General features: G+C 41.2%; 20 protein-coding genes and 1 pseudogene. 13 read left to right on the forward strand and 8 right to left on the reverse strand.

Going from position 1 to position 20,618, the window contains the following annotated elements:
- From AC13CC_RS11000 to AC13CC_RS11020, 5 genes and pseudogenes are all read left to right on the forward strand, one after another.
- Window positions 1–264, forward strand: a pseudogene (locus AC13CC_RS11000) (hypothetical protein); the annotation flags it as partial.
- A 97-nt stretch (window positions 265–361) separates the two neighbouring features.
- The gene (locus AC13CC_RS11005; RefSeq protein ID WP_326277503.1) at window positions 362–3,187 is read left to right on the forward strand and encodes a TonB-dependent receptor; all 2,826 of its coding nucleotides are present in this window, start codon (window positions 362–364) and stop codon (window positions 3,185–3,187) included.
- A gap of 152 nt (window positions 3,188–3,339) precedes the next feature.
- Complete coding sequence (locus AC13CC_RS11010; RefSeq protein WP_326277502.1) at window positions 3,340–3,651, forward strand: T9SS type A sorting domain-containing protein; 312 nt, start codon at window positions 3,340–3,342, stop codon at window positions 3,649–3,651.
- Between the two features lie 147 nt (window positions 3,652–3,798).
- On the forward strand, window positions 3,799–4,122 hold the full coding sequence (locus AC13CC_RS11015; protein ID WP_326277501.1) for a T9SS type A sorting domain-containing protein: 324 nt from the start codon (window positions 3,799–3,801) through the stop codon (window positions 4,120–4,122).
- 69 nt (window positions 4,123–4,191) lie between these two features.
- A complete protein-coding gene (locus AC13CC_RS11020; protein WP_326277500.1) occupies window positions 4,192–5,178 on the forward strand; it encodes a LuxE/PaaK family acyltransferase in 987 nt (328 codons plus the stop codon).
- Window positions 5,179–5,185: 7 nt separating this feature from the next.
- Here AC13CC_RS11020 and tyrS read toward each other — a convergent pair whose 3' ends face one another.
- Window positions 5,186–6,481: a tyrosine--tRNA ligase gene (tyrS, locus tag AC13CC_RS11025; RefSeq protein ID WP_482875925.1), complete on the reverse strand. Its 1,296-nt coding sequence runs from the start codon at window positions 6,479–6,481 to the stop codon at window positions 5,186–5,188.
- Between the two features lie 86 nt (window positions 6,482–6,567).
- Between tyrS and AC13CC_RS11030 the strand changes: the two genes are divergently transcribed.
- On the forward strand, window positions 6,568–7,572 hold the full coding sequence (locus tag AC13CC_RS11030) for an NAD-dependent epimerase/dehydratase family protein (RefSeq protein ID WP_482875926.1): 1,005 nt from the start codon (window positions 6,568–6,570) through the stop codon (window positions 7,570–7,572).
- Between the two features lie 23 nt (window positions 7,573–7,595).
- Here AC13CC_RS11030 and AC13CC_RS11035 read toward each other — a convergent pair whose 3' ends face one another.
- From AC13CC_RS11035 to AC13CC_RS11045, 3 genes are read right to left on the reverse strand one after another with little or no spacing between them, the layout of a single operon-like run.
- On the reverse strand, window positions 7,596–8,000 hold the full coding sequence (locus AC13CC_RS11035) for a DUF4296 domain-containing protein (RefSeq protein WP_326277496.1): 405 nt from the start codon (window positions 7,998–8,000) through the stop codon (window positions 7,596–7,598).
- A 3-nt stretch (window positions 8,001–8,003) separates the two neighbouring features.
- Window positions 8,004–9,338, reverse strand: a complete 1,335-nt coding sequence (locus tag AC13CC_RS11040) for a dihydroorotase (RefSeq protein WP_482875927.1) — start codon at window positions 9,336–9,338, stop codon at window positions 8,004–8,006.
- A gap of 2 nt (window positions 9,339–9,340) precedes the next feature.
- The gene (locus tag AC13CC_RS11045; RefSeq protein WP_482875928.1) at window positions 9,341–10,069 is read right to left on the reverse strand and encodes a polyprenol monophosphomannose synthase; all 729 of its coding nucleotides are present in this window, start codon (window positions 10,067–10,069) and stop codon (window positions 9,341–9,343) included.
- A 121-nt stretch (window positions 10,070–10,190) separates the two neighbouring features.
- Here AC13CC_RS11045 and AC13CC_RS11050 point away from each other — a divergent pair, with 121 nt between their 5' ends.
- Genes AC13CC_RS11050 through AC13CC_RS11060 form a run of 3 tightly spaced genes read left to right on the forward strand, consistent with a single transcriptional unit; the run spans window position 10,191 to window position 13,252 of the window.
- Window positions 10,191–11,846, forward strand: a complete 1,656-nt coding sequence (locus tag AC13CC_RS11050; RefSeq protein WP_326277493.1) for a glycosyltransferase family 39 protein — start codon at window positions 10,191–10,193, stop codon at window positions 11,844–11,846.
- Window positions 11,846–12,502, forward strand: a complete 657-nt coding sequence (locus AC13CC_RS11055; protein WP_326277492.1) for a DUF4271 domain-containing protein — start codon at window positions 11,846–11,848, stop codon at window positions 12,500–12,502. Before AC13CC_RS11050 ends, AC13CC_RS11055 begins: the two co-directional genes overlap by 1 nt.
- Before the next feature lie 6 nt (window positions 12,503–12,508).
- The gene (locus AC13CC_RS11060; RefSeq protein ID WP_014032326.1) at window positions 12,509–13,252 is read left to right on the forward strand and encodes a uroporphyrinogen-III synthase; all 744 of its coding nucleotides are present in this window, start codon (window positions 12,509–12,511) and stop codon (window positions 13,250–13,252) included.
- A gap of 67 nt (window positions 13,253–13,319) precedes the next feature.
- Here the strand turns inward: AC13CC_RS11060 and pckA are convergent, their stop codons facing one another.
- Together pckA and AC13CC_RS11070 are read right to left on the reverse strand one after the other, a co-directional pair.
- Entirely contained in the window at window positions 13,320–14,936 is a 1,617-nt protein-coding gene (gene pckA / locus AC13CC_RS11065) for a phosphoenolpyruvate carboxykinase (ATP) (protein ID WP_482875930.1), read from the reverse strand.
- Window positions 14,937–14,999: 63 nt separating this feature from the next.
- Window positions 15,000–15,392 carry a DUF423 domain-containing protein gene (locus AC13CC_RS11070; RefSeq protein WP_482875931.1) on the reverse strand — a complete coding sequence of 131 codons (393 nt, stop codon included), beginning with the start codon at window positions 15,390–15,392 and terminating at the stop codon, window positions 15,000–15,002.
- A 79-nt stretch (window positions 15,393–15,471) separates the two neighbouring features.
- Between AC13CC_RS11070 and AC13CC_RS11075 the strand changes: the two genes are divergently transcribed.
- The 4 genes from AC13CC_RS11075 (at window position 15,472) to AC13CC_RS11090 (ending at window position 18,353) form a co-directional block, all read left to right on the forward strand.
- Window positions 15,472–16,845, forward strand: coding sequence for a saccharopine dehydrogenase family protein (locus AC13CC_RS11075; protein WP_482875932.1), 1,374 nt, complete (start codon window positions 15,472–15,474; stop codon window positions 16,843–16,845).
- Between the two features lie 48 nt (window positions 16,846–16,893).
- Window positions 16,894–17,364, forward strand: a complete 471-nt coding sequence (locus tag AC13CC_RS11080) for an Lrp/AsnC ligand binding domain-containing protein (protein WP_482875934.1) — start codon at window positions 16,894–16,896, stop codon at window positions 17,362–17,364.
- A gap of 39 nt (window positions 17,365–17,403) precedes the next feature.
- Complete coding sequence (locus AC13CC_RS11085) at window positions 17,404–17,724, forward strand: hypothetical protein (RefSeq protein WP_482875935.1); 321 nt, start codon at window positions 17,404–17,406, stop codon at window positions 17,722–17,724.
- A 110-nt stretch (window positions 17,725–17,834) separates the two neighbouring features.
- Window positions 17,835–18,353: a ferritin gene (locus AC13CC_RS11090; RefSeq protein ID WP_293165697.1), complete on the forward strand. Its 519-nt coding sequence runs from the start codon at window positions 17,835–17,837 to the stop codon at window positions 18,351–18,353.
- 77 nt (window positions 18,354–18,430) lie between these two features.
- On the opposite strand, the gene AC13CC_RS11095 is transcribed toward AC13CC_RS11090, so the two are convergent.
- Both AC13CC_RS11095 and ald read right to left on the reverse strand, forming a co-directional pair.
- Window positions 18,431–19,132: a zinc metallopeptidase gene (locus AC13CC_RS11095; RefSeq protein WP_326277485.1), complete on the reverse strand. Its 702-nt coding sequence runs from the start codon at window positions 19,130–19,132 to the stop codon at window positions 18,431–18,433.
- Between the two features lie 96 nt (window positions 19,133–19,228).
- Window positions 19,229–20,329 (reverse strand): alanine dehydrogenase, encoded by a 1,101-nt coding sequence (gene ald, locus AC13CC_RS11100; RefSeq protein WP_482875937.1) that lies wholly within the window; start codon window positions 20,327–20,329, stop codon window positions 19,229–19,231.
- Between the last annotated feature and the right edge of the window lie 289 nt (window positions 20,330–20,618).

Below are 20,618 nucleotides of genomic sequence, written 5' to 3' on the forward strand. Positions count from 1 at the left end.
TTCGGGGCCGAATCCACCGTCAACATCAACGGTGCCGATTCTGCAACAGAGCTTACAAACGGCCGAATCGCATTCTCCAACTGGGAAATCGTTTTGCCCGAAGGAGTTGTATTGGCCGATATTTTTGCCGGTGACTTTACGTCTGGCGACGAAACCAAGTTCTTGGATAACCTAACATCAATAATAGCCCCAGAAAATGCTTCGGTCGGTGCAGACACAACTGTATTTGCATGGACTTTTGCTTCTAGCGAAGGGGCCTTCTAGATTCCAAAATACCATTTAAAAAACAGAAATGTCCAAAGGCTTTTAATAGTCTTTGGACATTTTGTCGAATAATTGAATACTATTTAAATCAAAAAAAATGCATAAAAAAATCCTCTCAGTAATCGCGATTTCGCTGACTTTAGTTCAGTTTACCTTCGCACAAGTAGGTACCATTAGAGGAGAGTTGACAGATGGGGAGTTTAATGATGTATTACCTTTTGCAAATATTTTAGTGAAGGGCACTACAGTTGGTACTACCTCCGATTTTGAGGGGACCTATTCCCTGGAAGTGAAACCAGGCACGTACACCGTGGTATTTTCATATATTGGGTATACCCCACAAGAAATTACCAATGTGGTGGTGGAGGCCAATAAGGTTACGGAGCTCAATGTATTGCTCCAGCCTGCTTCAGCTCAATTGGATGAAGTAGTAGTTACAACAACCGTAAGAAAAAACACTGAAGCCTCTGTACTCAACCTTCAAAAAAATTCCGTAACCCTTATGGACGGATTGTCGTTAGAAGGTATCAAAACAATGGGCGCTAGCAATATAGCTTCCGCCGTGAAAAGGGTGCCGGGAGTTTCCGTGCAAGACGGAAAATATGTTTATGTTCGGGGATTGGGCGATCGTTACACCAAATCCATTTTGAACGGTATGGACATCCCTGGACTGGACCCTGACAAAAATACTGTTCAAATGGATATTTTTCCGACCAATATTTTGGAAAATGTGATTGTTTTGAAATCAGCATCCGCTGATTTACCAGCTGACTTTACTGGAGGCGTAGTGAACATCATCACAAAAGATTTTCCAACGCAAAAGCAGATGTCAATTTCCGCTTCGGTTGGTTATAACCCAAGTATGCATTTCCAAGATAATTACTTAAGTTATGAAGGTGGTGCAACCGACTTTTTGGGATTTGATGATGGCACGAGAGAACTTCCATTTCCATCAAATTCAGATATTCCAAGCCCATCGGATTCAAATAGAAATAGTATTTTGGATGATTACACCAGGGCTTTTGAACCCAACATGGCTGCTCAGGAACAAACATCCAAACCCGATTTTAGTCTAGGTTTTAGCTATGGCAACCAATTTAATGTAGGTGATAACACTTTAGGTTTTATTGCTTCTCTAGATTATAAAAACACAACAAGGTTTTATGAAGGTTTTGAAAACGGAATATATCAAAAAGCCCCGGAAAGTGATATTTACGAACTTCGCTTTGACAGGAGACAACGAGGCGATTTAGGAACCAACAATGTTTTGGGTTCTGCTTTGGCGGGACTCTCTTATAAAACAGGGAGGTCAAAATACCGCTTAAACCTACTACATATCCAAAATGGGGAATCCAGAGCGGCATTGTACGACCAAAGAACCGAAATTTCCAATGCCCTTGATGTTGTAAAGGACAATTTGGAATACTCCGAACGATCTGTGAGCAATTTGTTGTTATCTGGTAAACATACCTCCGAAGATGCTTCTTTTACTTCGGAATGGAGCTTGTCACCAACTCTTACAAGCGTTCAGGATAAAGATGTGAGACTAACCACTTTTATAGTAAATCCCGATGGTTTCACCATAAGTTCAGATGCAGGCTTTCCAACCCGACTATGGAGGGACTTAAAAGAGGTAAATGCTGTTGGTAAAATAGACTTTGCTAAAAGCTATAGCCTGTTGGACAATAAGGCCGTGTTTAAATTTGGAGGACTCTATAGCTATAAACAGAGGGAATATGGCATCTATAATTACGATATCGCGTTCTATAATTTTAGTACAGCCAGTCTTAATGGAAATCCAGATGCAATTTTACTGGAAGAAAACATTTGGACCCGCGAAAACAATTCTGGTTCTTATGCAAGAGGTAACTTTCAGCCTGCGAATAGCTTTGATTCAAATCAGAATACTGCCGCCTTCTACCTTTCCAATGAATTCAAGTTTGCCGATAGATTAAGAGCCATCATTGGAATCAGGGCCGAAAACTTCACCACCTTTTTTACTGGACAAAACAATACTGGAACCGAAGTTTACGACGAAGAAAAAACCATTAGCGAACTGGACTTTTTCCCTTCGGCCAACTTTATTTATGAGGTAAAGGACAATGTGAACATGAGGCTTTCCTATTCCAAAACCACGGCAAGGCCAAGTTTTAAAGAACTATCCGTAGTGCAGATTGCAGATTTGTTGACGGGCGTTCTTTTCCTTGGAAACTTGGACCTACAACCTACATATATTGACAACTTTGACTTTAGGTTTGAAATTTTTGGCGATAGTGCACAAATGTTTGCTGTCAGCAGTTTTTACAAAAAGTTTGAAGACCCGATAGAAATCGTTGCATACGATATTACCGCACCTAACCAATTCACTCCCCGAAATTCCCCTTCGGCAGATGTGTTGGGGCTGGAGTTTGAAGCTCGTAAGAACTTTGGTTTTATTTCCGAAGGTTTACAGGATTTGAGCCTTAACTTGAACGTATCCATTATCGATTCTAAGATAGAGATGGCAAAAGGCGAAAATCAAGAATATGATTCCAGACAAACATTTGCAAGGGATGGGGAAACCATTGACGAAACAAGACAGTTACAAGGGCAATCCCCATTTCTGGTAAATGCAGGACTAAACTATAACAACAGAAATATCGGTCTAGAAACCGGTGTTTTCTTCAATGTTCAGGGAAAAACCCTGGAAGTGGTCGGTTTTGGACAAAACCCAGATGTGTTTACACAACCTTTCAATAGTTTAAACTTTAATTTTTCAAAAACTTTTGGAAAGGAACAAAATAGCAAAATAACCCTGAAAGTGAACAATATACTCAATGACACCAGGGAAAGCTTATATGATTCGTTTGGCGCGACAAAGCAAAATTTCTCTTATAGGGAAATTGGAACAGCTTTTTCATTAGGGTACAGTCTTAACTTTTAGGATGCCAAAAACAATTTTATTTAAAGAGCCCCCGCCACTACCGGGGGCTTTTTTGCATTTCGTCGAAAAGTAACCCCCTATTCGTCAAACGGTTCCAGTTTGGCGTTGCAATTTTTATATATTTGTGGCATACCGTTTGCAACCATTAACGCATGAAGCATTTTTACCTTGTCATGTTTTTATTTATCTGTACACTTGGGTTTTCTCAGGAAAGTGCCAAGTCAAGTTTGGATATTGACGGGTTTAAGTTATACCCTAATCCTGTTACCCAAGGAAAGGTTTATATTGAAACGGCCCAAAATTCACCTAAAAAAATCCTTGTTTTTGATGTTTTGGGAACAAAAGTGCTTGAAACCACCATTATAGGAAGGGAACTCAACCTTTCCGAATTGGACAAAGGGGTGTACATTCTTAGGGTTTTTGAACGAAACAAAATAGCTACTAGGAAGCTCATTGTGAAATAGTTCAGCTAAATTTCATCGCTTTGTAGCGCTTCTCAAATACAGTTTCCAACGCTTTACAACCAGTTTTAGTCTTTTCACAACATAAAATGGTCAGCATTACCCCGATTACCTACTTTTAATCTGCACATATACCCCAAATCAGCATACATGAAGAAAATCTACTTTGTTTTACTTATGGCTTTACCTTTATTTACTTTCGGTCAAGACCTGGTTACAATTAACAATGAGCCCGTACAGGAGCTCAAGGGTTTTAAAATGTACCCAAACCCTGCTTATGGGAGTGAAGTTTACATTACAACGGAAACCAACGGAACCAAGGATGTTAAAGTTTACGATGTTTTCGGCGAAATTGTTCTCACCAAAAGAATCAGTACCAACACCTTGGATATATCCAGATTGGTATCAGGTGTTTATGTGCTTCAAGTAACGGAACTTAAAAAAACAATGACCCGAAAACTGGTCGTTAAATAATATAACACAAGATATTTTGAAGCCCTTTTTGCGAAGGGCTTTTTTATTTTTGGGTACTTTTGCCCATGAATGAAGCAGTTTGACACCCATCGGATTTTCACTATTGCCAATGCTGAGGAATTTGATAATTTGGCATTGGATGTTTTTAGATTTCAATACAAAAACAACGAGGTTTACAGTGCTTTTTGTGACTACTTGAAAAAGTCGCCCCAAAATGTTTCCCACTATCTGCAAATTCCTTTTTTGCCCATTTCATTCTTTAAGACCCACAAAATACTTTTCTCATCAAAAGCATCTGAAATTATATTTACAAGTAGTGGTACTACACAGAGCACTACTAGCAAGCACTATGTTCCAGAAATAAAAATTTACGAAGAAAGTTTTCTAAAAGCATTCAAGCAATTCTACGGTCAACCCGAAGAGTTTTGTATTTTGGCGCTATTGCCCTCCTATCTGGAAAGAGAAGGTTCCTCTTTGATTTATATGGTCAACAATCTGATAGAAAAGTCAGAGCATCCCAGTAGCGGGTTTTATCTTCACAATTTGGAAGAACTCCATCAAAAGCTACAGGAATTGGAACAAAAGGGCACCAAAACCCTGCTAATCGGGGTTTCGTTTGCCCTCTTGGATTTGGCTCAACAATTTCCCGCTTCATTAAAAAATACCATTGTCATGGAAACTGGGGGCATGAAAGGTCGGCGCAAAGAATTGATTCGGGAAGAACTGCACCACATCTTAAAAAAAGGATTGGGTGTCAACAAAATCCACTCAGAATACGGGATGACGGAACTTTTGTCCCAAGCATATTCCAAAGGTGATGGAATTTTTAATACTCCTCCGTGGATGCAAATACTCACCCGCGACACCGAAGACCCTTTAACCGTTCAGCCCAACGGAAAAACAGGTGGCATCAACGTTATTGATTTGGCCAACATCTATTCCTGTTCCTTTATTGCCACGCAAGATTTAGGCAAAACACATCCCAACGGAACTTTTGAAGTGCTGGGGCGTTTTGACAATTCAGATATCAGAGGCTGCAATCTGATGGTGCTTTAAACTACAGCTACTCCACTACAAGAACAAAGTAATTCTTCTTGCCCCGTTGCAGCAGTACAAATTTATCGTTGATCAGATCAGAGGCCGTTATCAGATAATCCTCCCTTACCTTTTCCTTGTTCACGGCAATGGAGTTTTGTTTCAATTCCCTTCTGGCTTCGCCGTTAGAGCCCAAAAAGTTGGTCTTGGCCGCCAAAGCGCCGATCATATCCAGACCGGGTTCCAGTTCATTTTTACTAACCTTTGCTTGGGGAACGCCTTCAAAAACATCCAAAAATGTCTTCTCGTCGAGTTGTTTCAAATCTTCGGAAGTAGATTTTCCAAATAAAATGTTGCTCGCCTTTATCGCATTGTCCAAATCTTCTTGGGAATGTACCATCACGGTAACTTCTTCTGCCAATTTCTTTTGAAGCGCTCTCATGTGGGGTGCTTCTTTATGTTCCGCCACCAAATCCTCAATCTCCTTCTGAGTCAAAAAGGTGAAAATTTTGATGTATTTATCGGCATCCTCATCGGAAGTGTTCAACCAATATTGATAAAATTTATAAGGAGAAGTCCTTTCTGCATCCAACCAAACATTGCCTCCTTCGGTTTTCCCGAATTTGGTACCATCTGCCTTGGTAATCAACGGGCAAGTAAGGGCAAAGCCCTTTCCACCACCAATTCTTCGGATAAGTTCCGTGCCCGTGGTAATGTTCCCCCATTGGTCGCTACCGCCCATTTGCAACGTACAATCGTGGTTTTGGTAGAGGTACAGAAAATCGTACCCTTGCACCAACTGATAGGTGAACTCGGTAAAGGACATCCCCTCTTTGGCATCAGAAGAAAGACGTTTTTTCACGGAATCCTTCGCCATCATGTAATTTACGGTAATGTGCTTACCAACATCACGGATAAACTCCAGAAACGAAAAGTTCTTCATCCAATCGTAATTGTTTACCAGTACTGCTGCATTGTCCTCCCCGCTTTCAAAATCCAAAAACCGACTCAATTGTTCTTTTAAAGCCTCTTGATTGTGGCGTAGGGTTTCCTCATCCAATAAATTTCGTTCGGCCGATTTGCCCGATGGATCACCAATCATACCCGTGGCACCTCCAACCAAAGCGTAGGGCTTGTGTCCGGCCAACTGAAAATGTTTAAGCATCATAACACCTACCAAATGGCCAATATGAAGTGAATCGGCCGTAGGATCTATTCCCACATAAGCGGCACGCATTTCTTCCATAAGGTGTTCTTCGGCTCCTGGCATAACATCGTGCACCATTCCCCTCCATTGCAGTTCTTGAACAAAATTCTTCGTCATGATCGGTTTTTTTGGAATAGCTGCAAATATAAAATGAAGTTGGCATTTCGCTCAATTTTTCCACTACAAATAGGTACTTTTACCTTATGATTTTGGTTACAGGAGGCACTGGACTGATCGGTTCCCATTTACTTTTCCATTTAATCAGCAATGGGAACACCATCAGAACTAATTATAGGACCGAAGCGTCCAAGAAAAAAGTCCACAAGGTTTTTGGGTACTATTCGGACAATCCATCCATTTTGATGGAACAAATTGATTGGGTACAGGCCGATATTACTGATGTAGGCGGATTGGATTCTCTTTTTGATGGTGTCGAATACGTTTATCATTGTGCCGCATTGATTTCCTTTGAGCCCAAAGACTTTAAAATGCTAGAACGCACCAATGTGGAAGGTACAGCCAATATTGTGAACCTTTCCCTAAAATACGGTGTTAAAAAACTTTGTTATGTGAGTTCCATTGCGGCCATTGGTCCCAGCATCAAACAAAAAGAAGTGACCGAGGAGAACGAATGGAACGAGGCCAAAGCCAATGTCTACGGCATCACAAAATACAATGCAGAACTTGAGGTGTGGCGTGGCTCCCAAGAAGGGCTAAACATTGTTATTGTAAATCCCGGAGTAGTTATTGGGCCCGGCTTTTGGAAATCTGGCAGTGGAACTTTTTTTACCTATGCATCCAAGGGGAAGAAGTATTTTATTCCTAGCGGAACAGGTTTTGTCACTATAAAAGACGTTATCCATGCGATGACCAAATTGATGGATTCCAACATCCGAACGGAACGCTTTATTCTGGTGAACCGAAATATGACCTACAAAGAATTATTTCAAAAAATAGCACCTCAACTAGGTGTAGCTCCACCAACCAAAAAGGTCTCCAAATTTATGCTTGAATGTTTTTGGCGATGGGATTGGGTACGCAGCAATGTGTTTGGTAAAAGAAGAAAACTCTCCAAGTCTGTGGCCAAAGGACTGTACCGTCAAAAAATATTCAGTAACCAAAAAATAAAATCCGAATTGGATTTTACATTTGAGGACATGGACAAGGCCATTACTTTTTGCTGTGATAGGTTTAAGGAACGAGTATAGCCTTCTTTACTTCTCCTTTTTCTTTATAGTGCTTTCAAGGAATCGCTTCGTCGTTGGTTTGCCTTACGGACACTATCGTTTCTTCGTTTCCCAATAGCTTCCAAGGTGTCTTTTTGACGCTTTATCCGTGTTTCCAACTCTTGGTAGATGGTTTGGTATTCCAAAGGAAGTGAGGCATAATACAGGTCGCTTTGGGAAAACTGGGTGCTATCTATACCATATTTTTTATAAAGAAATTCCATAATATCGACACCAGAATCTTCAAACTTTCTTGCGGCCCCGGATTTAGCAGCATTCAAAATGGCCAAATCATGAAGAATCTCGGTCATTTTTTCTTTTGGTATCAGGTTTTCCGGTTTCTCCACTACCTGCTCCGTACAGGAAAGCAATAACATCAAACCAAAAAATAATGTTACGGTATATTTCATCCCTTAACGATTAAACGTAAGCCTCTTTGCATTCTTTTCCGAACTGAATGTACCATTTTCATAGGCCAATAAACCATTCACAAAGGTTCGTCTTACTTCGGAGTCAAAAGTAACACCTTCAAAGGGAGACCACCCACATTTATAGAAAATATTGGCTTTTTTAACCTCATTTTTAGAATCCTGCTTCACTTGTACCAAATCAGCATAATAGCCTTCGCGAATAAATCCACGACGGTCAATATCAAACAACTTTGATGGGTTGTGGCACATTTTTTCCACTATTTTCTCCAAACTTATCATACCTTCTTTTTCTTTTTGGAGCATGGCCAATAGTGCGTGCTGCACTAAAGGTCCCCCAGAAGGTGCACTGGTGTACGGATTGTCCTTTTCTTCGAGCGTATGGGGTGCATGGTCGGTGGCAACTACATCTATACGGTCGTCCATCAGGGCTTTCCAAAGTTTATCCCTATCATTTTTGGTCTTTACTGCAGGGTTCCATTTGATCAAAGTTCCTTTTTTGGCATAATCCTCATCAGAAAACCAAAGGTGGTGGATACATACCTCAGCGGTAATCTTTTTTTCTTCCAAAGGAATTTTATTGGTAAAAAGGTCAGTTTCAATACCCGTTGACACATGGAACACATGCAATCTTGCCCCAGTTTTTTGGGCGAGAGCAATAGCTTTTGATGAAGATAGGTAGCAAGCCTCAGCACTTCGGATGATGGGGTGCATTTCTATAGGGATATTGTCACCATACATTTCTTTGTACTTGGCCATATTGGCCCTAATGGTCCCCTCATCCTCGCAATGGGCAGAAATTACCATTTCGGTATTCCTGAAAATCTGTTCCAAGACTTTCTCGTCGTCCACCAGCATATTTCCTGTGGAAGAGCCCAAGAACAATTTAACCCCAGAGCAAGCATTTTTGTCCAATCGTTTCAGTTCTTCCAAATTATCATTGGTTCCTCCAAAAAGGAAAGAATAGTTTGCCGAAGAATCCTTGGCGGCAATGGCAAATTTTTCCTCTAGCTTTTCAATGGTCGTAGTTTGTGGATTGGTATTGGGCTGCTCCATAAAAGTGGTGACACCCCCAGCTATTGCGGCCCTACTTTCGGTAGCAATAGTTCCCTTGTGGGTAAGGCCCGGTTCCCTAAAATGTACCTGATCGTCAATAATGCCCGGTAACAAAAGATTCCCTTCCAAATCAATTACCTTGGCATGGGCATCGGAAATATCAGCATCTATTCGAGCAATAAAGTCGCCTTCCAACAGCACATCGGACTCAAAAATGCTGTTCTCATTTACAATCTTGGCGTTCTTCAACAGTATTTTTGACATAATTAAAAGCTCTTTTTAAAAAATATACTTCTAAACTTCATGGCTATAACCCCAAAAATGGCTTCCCTAATGATAGCGGAGTTCATTTTTGATTTACCATTCACTCTATCGGTAAAAATAATCGATACCTCTTCAATCTTGAACTTTTTGAGATAGGCCCTGTATTTCATTTCAATCTGAAACGCATAACCAATAAAGCGCACCTTATCCAAATTAATGGTTTCCAACACTCTTCTTTTGTAGCAGACAAACCCAGCCGTGGGGTCGTGTACCTTCATTCCCGTAATCAGCTTTACATAAAACGAGGCTCCGTAAGAAAGTAAAATCCTTGCCAAGGGCCAGTTCACTACATTGACCCCTTTTTTGTAGCGTGATCCAACGGCCACATCTGCGCCATTAAGACAAGCTCGGTGCAAACGGGAGAGGTCGGCAGGTCGGTGCGAAAAATCTGCATCCATCTCAAAAATGTATTCATACCCATTTTTTAAGGCCCATTTAAACCCGTGGATGTATGCCGTACCCAAGCCCGATTTTTCCTTTCGAACCTCCAAAAAGAGTCGTTCCGGAAAATCTTTTTGCAGGGTTTTTACACAATCCGAGGTACCATCGGGAGAGTTATCATCTACTACCAGCACATGAAAATCCTTTTTTAGGTCGAAAACCGTTTTAACAATGGCCTCGATGTTTTCAATTTCATTGAATGTGGGTATAATGACCAAGCCGTCTGCCATTCGCACAAGATTAGAATGTCAAAAATACGGTTTTCTAGCTTGCCCACACAAGTTACTATTGCCAAGCCGATTTGGCACTAACCCAATATTTGTAACTTTGCGCTTTAAAAATCTCGTTTTGATGACTCAAAAGTTTCCCAGGTTTTTTTTTATTTTCTTAGCGATTCTTTTTGCACTTAACCTTTTACAAGCATCCTTCACCGAGCTTATCTACGATGAAGCCTACTACTGGTACTATGCACAAAACATGGCCTGGGGGTATTTTGACCATCCGTCCATGGTTGCCTTTTTGATCAAGGTCAGCAGTTTGTTTTTTGATGGTGAGCTAGGGGTAAGGTTTATGAGCTGTGTGCTATCCGCAGGGACATATATGTTGCTTTGGTTATTGATCGATAATCCGAAGAAGAAGGATTATGTAATCCATTTTTTTCTTTTGGTGTTCTCCTTCACCTTAATGAACGCCTATGGTTTTTTGACCCTTCCGGATACATCACTTTTATTTTTTACAGCCCTGTTTTTATGGTTATATAAACGCTTCTTAAAGAATGAAGGCATAGCGACCGCTGTGTATTTGGGATTGGTAATGGCCGCTCTTATGTACAGCAAGTACCATGCGGTATTGGTTATTTTGTTCGTGTTTCTGTCCAACTACAAACTCCTTTTTAACAAAAAAGCATGGTTAGCGGTGGTTTTGGCCTTGATTTGCTACATCCCGCATTTTGTATGGCTCTATCAAAACGACTTTGTTTCGATAACCTTTCACTTGTACGAACGCCCCAACCAAGCCTACCAATTCGATGAGTTTACCCTGGGCTACTTTTTGAACATCATTGTAATTATTGGCCTTTTGTTTTATTGGATTTACGGGTCACTTTTCAAATTCAAGATAACGGACAAGTTTTCAAAAGCTTTGGTTTATCTGGTTTACGGGGTATTGATCTTCTTTTTCATCTCCAGTTTTAACCGAAGGGTTCAGGCGCAATGGACAATTGTAATCTCAATTCCGCTTGCGGTAATTGCTTTTAATCATCTTTTGGAGAATGCAAAAAGCCGAAAATGGATGTACCGAATCGGCTTGGTGAGCTTAGTACTTTTACTATATGCAAGGGCATGGATGGCATATTACCCTTTGTTTCCCATGTATTTTGAAACCCATGGCAATAAGGAATGGGTAAACGAGCTTAAAACAAAGTCCGGTGGGGTACCCATCCTTTTTGAAAACTCCTATAGACGATCCTCGATGTATAGTTTTTACTCTGGTGTTCCTGCCATATCATTGAACACTTATATGTATCGAAAAAACCAATATTCCATTGATGATTCCGAAGAACAAATGCGAGGCAAAAAGGTCATGTTTGTTTCCAAATACAGGAAAAGTGGGGATATTTCCTATGTGCATTTGGACAGCACAGTTTTTCATGGAATCTACATCAATGATTTTCAATCGTACCGAAAATTGGAATGTATTGTGGAAAGACCGGAAACCGGCATCAAATATTCCCTGAAAGTTTACAATCCATACCCGTTTGATGTGCCCTTGGAGCAATTAAAGTACACGATTTCGTATTCCAACAAACACAAACAAGTTAAACAAATGCGCTCCTTAAAGGTAAAGAACACTTCGCCCCAGCAAGCATTTTTAAAATCCAAGGATACGGTTTTTTATACGTTTGAACTGCCATTGTCCTCAATGGAAAATCCATCGTACTTTAGAATAGGAATTGCAGAAAACAATCTGCCCCCAGGACTTAACGGTAAACCCATTAAAATAGAATAATGGAACCCATTGAAAAAACAATCACCTCATTGGATTGGATGACCATAACATTGTTTGTGGGTCTGGTTGTTTTGGCCCTTGGCAAATATTTATTCCATAAAAAGTTTCTGAACTTTATCATTCTCCCATTTAATGATAAGTATATTCTGCTTCACAACAAAAAAGGACAATTCTCGCATTGGTTCCACCTCCTTCTTACCTTGTTTCAACTTATCAACCTCTCTTTATTTATTCTTCTTGTTCTTAATGCTTTTGACCTGATACCCTATAAAAAAACAGTCCTTGTCTATTTAATAATCCTAGGTTTTTTGGCGTTGTTCGAGTTGGTGAAATTCTCCCTTCAAATGTTCGTAGGTCTTGTTTTTAATAATTTAAACCTTGTTGGTAGCCTTATTTTCAGTAAAATATCTTACCTCAATTACAGCAGTATAATAATTTCCATTGCCAACATTTTACTGATATACATCACAGCAAACTCAAAAACAACAATATACGTGGCTTTAACGCTGATTATTCTAATAAATGGCATTGGCATGGTAAAGCTGTTGAAGAACCATCAAAAAGCACTGTTCCCGTATTTTATGTATTTTATTTTGTACCTTTGCGCACTCGAAATTGCGCCCTTGGTGTTAATTGGAAGCTATTTAAAAGGTTGAAAACTTATGAAAGTAAAAACAATTTTGGTTTCCCAACCAGAACCCAAAGTCGAAAACTCCCCCTATTCGCGATTAATTGAAAAGGAGAAGGTTAAAGTAGATTTTAGACCTTTCATACACGTTGAAGGCGTAGAGGCCAAAAATGTGAGACAGCAGAAAATCGACTTGAACAACTTTACGGCGATTATCCTGACCAGCAGAAACTCTGTGGATCATTTTTTCAGGATTGCCGACGAAATGCGCTTCAAAGTTCCGGATTCCATGAAATATTTTTGTCAGTCAGAGGCAGTAGCCTACTATTTGCAAAAATATGTGGTGTACAGAAAAAGAAAAATTTATGTTGGGAAGAGAACTTTTAACGAGTTGACTCCCTTGATCAAGAAGTACAAGGACGAAAAGTTCCTGTTACCATCTTCCGATTCGCTAAAACCCAGTGTTCCTGAGCTATTGGACGAGGTAGGCGTGAATTGGACTCGTGGCATCTTCTACAAAACGGTAATAAGCGACCTTTCGGATCTAAGGAATGTATACTATGACATTTTGGTTTTCTTTAGCCCTTCAGGTATTGAATCCTTGATGAAGAACTTCCCGGATTTTGAACAAAACGATACTAGGATTGCCGTTTTTGGCAACAGCACGGTTAAAGCAGCTACAACGGCTGGGTTGCGAATAGATATTCAGGCACCGACGCCCGAAACTCCATCCATGACCATGGCTTTACAGAAATACATTACCAGCGTTAATAAATAAAAACGAACTGGTTTAAAATAAAAACGCCCCCGGAAAAAGCTGGGGGCGTTTTTATTTTTGAACTGATTTAGAAAGCGTACCGTTGTGGGCCTCCCCTTCGGATTTCCTCACTGGCGTACTCCTCAAACTTTTTAAAGTTCTCTCTAAAAGCATTGGTCAGCTTAAAGGCTGTTCTGTAATAGGCCTCGTCATCGTCCCAGGTGGCCCTTGGGCTCAATACTTTGGTGGGCACCTCTGGGCATTCCCTCGGTTGTGCCACCCCGAACACCGAATGGATATGGTATTTCTCGTAATTGTACAGGCCAAGTTCGCCGCTGAGTGCGGCACTGATCATCGCCCGTGTGTATTTCAGCTTCATCCTAGTGCCTACGCCATAGGGTCCTCCGGTCCACCCGGTGTTCACCAACCAAACGTCCACCCCGGATTCCTTCATCTTTTTGCTCAGCATCTCAGCATACTTTGCCGGGTGCAAGGGCATGAACGGCGCTCCAAAACAGGCCGAGAACGATGGCTGCGGCTCCACCACACCAGCTTCCGTGCCGGCCACCTTGGCCGTATAGCCCGAGATAAAGTGGTAGGCCGCCTGGGCGGGGGTCAGTTTGGAGATGGGGGGCAGCACGCCAAAGGCATCCGCGGTAAGGAAGAAAATATTCTTTACGTTTTTCCCTATGGATGGCTGCTTTATGTTCTCGATATGGTGAATGGGGTAGCTCACCCTGGTGTTCTGGGTAATGGAGGTGTCCGAAAAGTCCACGACCCCGTTGTCGTCCAACACCACATTCTCCAAAATTGCCCCCTTTTTGATGGCCCCGTAAATCTCCGGTTCCTTGTCCTTGGAAAGGTCGATTACCTTGGCATAGCAGCCCCCCTCAAAATTAAACACGGTATTGTCGGGCGTCCAGCCATGCTCATCGTCCCCAATAAGTTTTCTGTTGGGATCGGTGGATAATGTAGTTTTTCCTGTTCCCGATAGCCCAAAGAAGATAGCCGTATCATCATCTTCTCCCACATTGGCGGAACAGTGCATGGGCAAGGTGTTCCTGTAAACGGGCAGGATAAAGTTCAATGCCGAGAATATTCCTTTTTTGATTTCCCCGGTATAGCCCGTTCCCCCAATAAGAGCAATCTTCCTGCCAAAGTTTAGAATGGCAAAATTATGCTGGCGGGTACCATCGACCTTGGGATCCGCCATAAAGCCAGGCGCGTTTACCACAGTCCATTCTGGGTCAAAGCCCTCCAACTCTACTTCCGTGGGGCGCAAAAACATATTATAGGCGAACATGTTGGACCAAGGGTATTCGTTGATCACACGTATGTTCAATTTGTAGTCTGGATCTGCACAGGCGCAGGAGTCCCTGACATAGAGCTCCTTGTCGTTGAGATAAGCAATGACCTTATCATAAAGTGCATCAAACTTATCACTCTCGAAAGGGATATTGATCTTCCCCCACCAGACCTTCTCCGAAGTAATCTCGTCCTTAACAATAAAACGGTCCATGGGCGACCTTCCAGTGAACTCACCAGTGTTCACGGCCAAGGCCCCGGATGAGGCCTCCCTGCCCATCCCCTTTTCAATGGTAATCTGGTGGAGTTCCTCGGGGGAAAGTTGATAGTTTACATTATCATGATCAATTCCGTATGACTTTAACGAAATCGTTTTCGTGGCTGAAGCAGAATCCTTCATAGTTTAGCTTTTATGTTGGTACAAAACTAGAAAATATTAACTTTTTGTCCTTTTAATTCTTGCTTAATCGAGTACTTTTTGGGTTAAAATGTTATATCCTAAGTAAAACCACCCAGAAATCATCAAAACACCTCCGATTGGTGTTAAAAATCCGATAATTTTAAAATCAAAAGCGGTTAAGCTGTTCAATGCCAATAGGTAAATAGAAAAAGAGAAGAGAATCACCCCCACGAGCACAAGAATAAAAACAATTTTTTTTGACTTTAAGGCCAATCCGCTCCATATTCCTAAAAAGAGAAGAAAAAGGGCATGATACATTTGATATGTAACACCGGTTTCAAAAGTATCAACAGCTTCTGCATCGACCAATTTCTCTAATCCATGGGCTCCAAAAGCCCCTAAAACAATGGCCAACAGTCCCATGATTGTACCAACCAACAAAATTGTTCTGTTCATAACTTTAACTCGCTATTTTTTTATAAATATAACATTTTAATATCTTAGTGTCCAGTTAAATCAAAAGTAAACAAAACACATGGTCCGTACTATTTTAGTTGTTGGAGCAGGTAAATCAACCTCATACCTTCTGGATTATTTCCTTAAAAAATCAAACGAAGAAAAGATTCATCTAAAGATTGGAGACCTTCATCCAGAAAATATCCCAGATAAATTCGCCAAACACCCAAATTGTACCGTTTTTCCTTTGGATATATTTAACGAAGAGGATAGAAAAAAAGCTGTTGCCGAGGCATCCATTGTTGTATCGATGCTTCCAGCTCGAATGCACATAAATGTTGCCCATGATTGTATTGAATTTGAAAAACATTTTATTACCGCTTCTTATGTAAGTGATGAACTAAGGGCCTTGGATGAAGAAGCGAAAAAAAAAGGCCTTGTATTTATGAACGAGATCGGCCTGGATCCCGGAATCGACCACATGAGTGCCATGGAAGTGATTGACCGAATTCGTGATGCCGGTGGTAAAATGCTGTTATTTGAATCTTTTGCCGGAGGTTTGGTAGCTCCGGAAAGCGATACCAATCTTTGGAACTATAAATTTACCTGGAACCCAAGAAATGTAGTGCTTGCAGGCCAAGGTGGCGTCGCGAAATTTATACAGGAAGGCACGTACAAATACATCCCATATCAAAAGCTATTTAGAAGGACCGAGTTTATGGGTATTGAAGGATATGGCACCTTTGAGGCTTATGCCAACCGGGATTCTTTAAAGTATCGCAAAGCTTATGGGCTAGAGAATGCTTTGACCCTGTTTCGGGGAACCATGAGGCGAGTCGGTTTTTCCAAGGCGTGGCAAATGTTCGTGATTTTAGGCATGACGGACGACAGCTACACCATTGAAAATTCCGAAGGAATGTCGTACCGAGAATTCGTCAACCTATTTTTGCCCTATTCGCCTACCGATTCGGTGGAACTAAAAATGCGGCACTACCTTAAAATTGACCAGGACGATATTATGTGGGGAAAATTATTGGAATTGGATATATTCAATGCTTCCAAGAAGATTCCCCTAAAAAACGCCACTCCCGCCCAAATGCTCCAATACATTCTGGAGGATACTTGGACGCTCAAGGAGGACGAAAAAGACATGATTGTGATGTACCACAAGTTTGGTTATGAATTGAACGGAAAAAAGAAACAAATCGATGCCAATATGGTAGTAATCGGGGAAAACCGGACATACACGGCCATGTCCAAAACTGTAGGGCTTCCCGTAGGCATGGCCACACTTCAAATATTGAACGGCAAGATAAAAACCCCAGGGGTACAAATCCCGATCAACAAAGAAATGTACAAGCCCATACTTGCCGAGCTTCATAAGCACGGAATCCAGTTTAAAGAATATGAAAAACCCTATTTAGGCTATAACCCGGATTCGGTAGCCAGTTAATTTCTGTTGGATTTTCAATACCTTTAACTTCAAATTAAAATCATTGTTGTGAAAAACAATAACAATTCAGTTAAAATTGACGGTATTGATAAAAAAATCCTAAGATACCTGATGGAGGATGCGCGTAAACCTATCCTCGAAATTGCCAGAAACATAGGAATCTCGGGGGCGGCCATCCACCAAAGGTTACGCAAACTGGAAAGCTCCGGTCTTATAGCGGGCTCCAAGTTTGTTATCAATCCAAAGATACTGGGCTATTCCACCATGGCCTACATTGGAATTTATCTGGACAAAGCCATGGCAAACCCCAGGGCGGTTAGGCAATTGGAAGAAATTCCAGAAGTTTTGGAATGCCACTACACCACCGGAAATTGGTCTATCCTTATAAAAGTGCTCTGTAGGGACAACGAACACTTAATGCAGGTACTCAACAAAAAAATACAGCAAATAGAAGGTGTTTCACGTACCGAGACCTTTATTTCCCTGAACCAGCAAATTGATCGCCAAATACAGGTCTGATATTTGTATTGAATCTAAATAAATATTACATTTGTCCCCATGAATGTAATATTCCAGTCTACATATTACACCTTGTACCAAGCTGCCAACGAACGCTGCTATTATATAGATTTCGGGCAGAAATTGGTCCGCATGTCTTTATGCCAGCTACTTTCACTTCGTCACAAAGTGAACACTATTGCAATTGAGAACCATTTTGACAGCGATTTGAACGCCCACGGGTTTGAGGTTCTTATGCTATGCAACAAAGAGCATCTTTTTATCCTAAATACCTTGGAGGTACTGGACCTTAAAAACCTTGTGGATTATGGTTTTGTTGCTATAGGTCTTTCTGCAAAAACTGAAGTACTAAGCCAGTAACGCTATTATTTTTATCCAGTCTTAGTTCTCTTTTAAATAAAGAGTTAACTCTTTTAAAACAGATAAAATTCTGTAACTTTATAGAACAATTTACACTAGAAATTTACACCATGAAAGATATAGCAAGACAAAGTATGAGCATTAAAGTGGAATCCATGGATTTGCTCAACGGACAGATAAAAATGGAAGCCCACGCCTCGGCCACCTATTTGGCCATGGCTTCTTGGTGCGAACAAAATGGTTTTTTTACCAGCGCCAAGTTTTTCTTTAAACAAGCCGAAGAGGAACGGGAGCACATGATGAAGATTTTCAACTTTTTGGTGGATACCGGAGGTAACCCCATTTCACCTGAGGTAACCAATATTAATCATGATTATTCATCTATTACAGATGTTTTTGAATCTACCTTGGAACACGAGGTTAAAGTCACAAAATCAATTCATAACATTGTGAAGAAAGCCCGTGAAGCTGGTGATATTGCCACTGAACGTTTCTTGGATTGGTTTGTAATGGAACAAATTGAAGAAGAGAACACCGTTAGGGATATCTTGGACATGATAGAAGTTACCGGCACCGAAGGTGTAGGGCTACAAATGATCGACAACCAAGTTGCCAATTGGATTGATTAAAGCGTCAATCAATATCATATACAAGAAAAGGGGCCAAAAAAAGGCCCCTTTTTTATTGAATAGCTTTACAACTATCCTTAATCTCTTCCCCCGAACACCTGAACAGCCCAGTAAAGCAATGAGGCCAAAGCACCCAGCGCTGCCACCAAATAGGTTCTCGCCGCCCATTTCAGGGCATCTTCCGCACCTGAGTATTCTTCTTGACTTACCATATTCTTCTGCTTTAACCAAACCAATGCCCTTTTGCTGGCATCGTACTCCACAGGCAGGGTTATAAAACTGAACAAGGTCGCAAAGCCCATCATAATAAGTCCAGCTACGGCAATATAGAAGCCAATACCACCCGCGACACCCGTTGCCGCCATCAACATGATACCGCCAAACACCACCCAAGTGGACATTCCGGAGGTAACACTTACAACGGGAACCAATTTGGAGCGCATGGTCAACCACTCATAAGCCTGTGCATGTTGCACGGCATGCCCGCATTCGTGGGCAGCCACCGCAGCCGCAGAAGCGTTACGCTGATTGTATACGCCTTCACTGAGGTTTATCGTTTTGTTTTTTGGATTATAATGGTCCGTCAACATTCCGGGCGTGGAAATCACCTTTACATCTCTGATACCATGATCGTCCAACATTTTTTGGGCAATTTCAGCACCGCTCATGCCATTCCGTAAATGAACCTTGGAATATTTTTTGAACTTACTCTTTAATTTATTGCTCACCAGCCAGCTGACCAGGGCAATTCCACCGATCAATATATAATATGTCATCATAGCCTTATCTCTTTAATTGAATATAAATATACCATATTAAAGCAAAAACCCCGCCAAATAATGGCAGGGCTCTTTTACTGTCAAAATGTTAGTTGATTACACCAACACAGGTTCCAACTGGAAGGTTTCGGCAATTTCATTGTAAACAATCTCCCCTTCGACCACATTCAATCCTTTTTCCAAGGAGCTATCCAACTTACAGGCACTACGCCATCCCAAATTGGCCAATTTTAGCACATAGGGCAGTGTTACATTCGTCAAGGCAACTGTAGAAGTATAAGGCACTGCCCCTGGCATATTGGCTACACAGTAATGGACCACATCGTCAATAATATAAACGGGGTCCTCATGGGTCGTTGGCTTGGTGGTTTCCACACATCCGCCTTGATCCACCGCTACATCAACTATGACGGTTCCCGGATGCATGTCCTTGAGCATGTCCCTAGTGATCAGGTTAGGTGCTTTTGCTCCTTTCAATAGCACACCACCAATTATTAAATCATTTGTTTTTATATGTTTTCTGATGTTGAACTCGTTGGAAAAACCCGTCACTACATGGCTCGGCATAATATCGTTCACATATCTCAGTCGTTTCATGTTTACATCCAAAATGGTTACTTGTGCTCCCAAACCCGCTGCCATTTTAGCAGCCTGAATACCAACGGTACCCGCTCCCAACACCAAAACACGGCCTGGGGATACCCCGGGCACCCCACCCAAAAGCACTCCTTTGCCCTTTACGGGTTTTTCCAAATATTTGGCACCTTGCTGAATCGCCATCCTACCCGCCACTTCGGACATTGGGGTAAGTAAAGGCAATGTTCCATCTTCATCTTCTACCGTTTCGTAGGCAATACAGATAGCCTTGCTCTTGATCATGGCCTTGGTCAAAGCTTCGCTAGATGCAAAATGAAAGAAAGTGAATACAATCTGCCCTTCTTGAATCAAGCCATATTCTTCAGCAATAGGTTCTTTTACCTTCACGATCATATCGCTCATGGCATACACCTGACCGATAGTGTCCAAAATAGTGGCTCCTACCTGTTGGTAATCCTGATTAAAAAAACCACTGCCCTCGCCTGCGCCGGATTGCACATATACGGTGTGGTTGTTCTTTGTCAATTCAAATACCCCGGCAGGCGTCATGCCGACCCGGCTCTCGTTGTTTTTGATTTCTTTAGGTATCCCAACAGTCATTTTGTTGTTTTTAATGGTTGATGGGCCAAAGTTGAGCAAAAAAATTAGAATAAAACACAAAAGTAGATAAAAAGTAGGGGGTGTGTTTGAAAATAATCATTTTTAAAGGTTTATACCCTGTTTTTTATAGGGTCTATATATTGTTTCAAAGTTTTTAATGGAAAAAATTATGTTTTTTGTAGGGGTGTACGCTTTTAAAAATAAAAAAGCATGCCGATTGGCATGCTTTTTAGGGGTGTATCTGTAAAATTCGTACTTGTTTTATCTTAAAATAAGGATTTCGTAAATC

This window comes from Flagellimonas sp. L-11, assembly GCF_056857735.1.

Excerpts from the sequence above, each read along its gene's own strand:
- AC13CC_RS11005 (WP_326277503.1), top strand. The coding sequence starts at position 362 with ATGCATAAAAAAATCCTCTCAGTAATCGCGATTTCGCTGACTTTAGTT.
- AC13CC_RS11010 (WP_326277502.1), top strand. The coding sequence starts at position 3,340 with ATGAAGCATTTTTACCTTGTCATGTTTTTATTTATCTGTACACTTGGG.
- AC13CC_RS11015 (WP_326277501.1), top strand. The coding sequence starts at position 3,799 with ATGAAGAAAATCTACTTTGTTTTACTTATGGCTTTACCTTTATTTACT.
- AC13CC_RS11020 (WP_326277500.1), top strand. The coding sequence starts at position 4,192 with ATGAAGCAGTTTGACACCCATCGGATTTTCACTATTGCCAATGCTGAG.
- tyrS (WP_482875925.1), bottom strand. The coding sequence starts at position 6,481 with ATGACGAAGAATTTTGTTCAAGAACTGCAATGGAGGGGAATGGTGCAC.
- AC13CC_RS11030 (WP_482875926.1), top strand. The coding sequence starts at position 6,568 with ATGATTTTGGTTACAGGAGGCACTGGACTGATCGGTTCCCATTTACTT.
- AC13CC_RS11035 (WP_326277496.1), bottom strand. The coding sequence starts at position 8,000 with ATGAAATATACCGTAACATTATTTTTTGGTTTGATGTTATTGCTTTCC.
- AC13CC_RS11040 (WP_482875927.1), bottom strand. The coding sequence starts at position 9,338 with ATGTCAAAAATACTGTTGAAGAACGCCAAGATTGTAAATGAGAACAGC.
- AC13CC_RS11045 (WP_482875928.1), bottom strand. The coding sequence starts at position 10,069 with ATGGCAGACGGCTTGGTCATTATACCCACATTCAATGAAATTGAAAAC.
- AC13CC_RS11050 (WP_326277493.1), top strand. The coding sequence starts at position 10,191 with ATGACTCAAAAGTTTCCCAGGTTTTTTTTTATTTTCTTAGCGATTCTT.
- AC13CC_RS11055 (WP_326277492.1), top strand. The coding sequence starts at position 11,846 with ATGGAACCCATTGAAAAAACAATCACCTCATTGGATTGGATGACCATA.
- AC13CC_RS11060 (WP_014032326.1), top strand. The coding sequence starts at position 12,509 with ATGAAAGTAAAAACAATTTTGGTTTCCCAACCAGAACCCAAAGTCGAA.
- pckA (WP_482875930.1), bottom strand. The coding sequence starts at position 14,936 with ATGAAGGATTCTGCTTCAGCCACGAAAACGATTTCGTTAAAGTCATAC.
- AC13CC_RS11070 (WP_482875931.1), bottom strand. The coding sequence starts at position 15,392 with ATGAACAGAACAATTTTGTTGGTTGGTACAATCATGGGACTGTTGGCC.
- AC13CC_RS11075 (WP_482875932.1), top strand. The coding sequence starts at position 15,472 with ATGGTCCGTACTATTTTAGTTGTTGGAGCAGGTAAATCAACCTCATAC.
- AC13CC_RS11085 (WP_482875935.1), top strand. The coding sequence starts at position 17,404 with ATGAATGTAATATTCCAGTCTACATATTACACCTTGTACCAAGCTGCC.
- AC13CC_RS11090 (WP_293165697.1), top strand. The coding sequence starts at position 17,835 with ATGAAAGATATAGCAAGACAAAGTATGAGCATTAAAGTGGAATCCATG.
- AC13CC_RS11095 (WP_326277485.1), bottom strand. The coding sequence starts at position 19,132 with ATGATGACATATTATATATTGATCGGTGGAATTGCCCTGGTCAGCTGG.
- ald (WP_482875937.1), bottom strand. The coding sequence starts at position 20,329 with ATGACTGTTGGGATACCTAAAGAAATCAAAAACAACGAGAGCCGGGTC.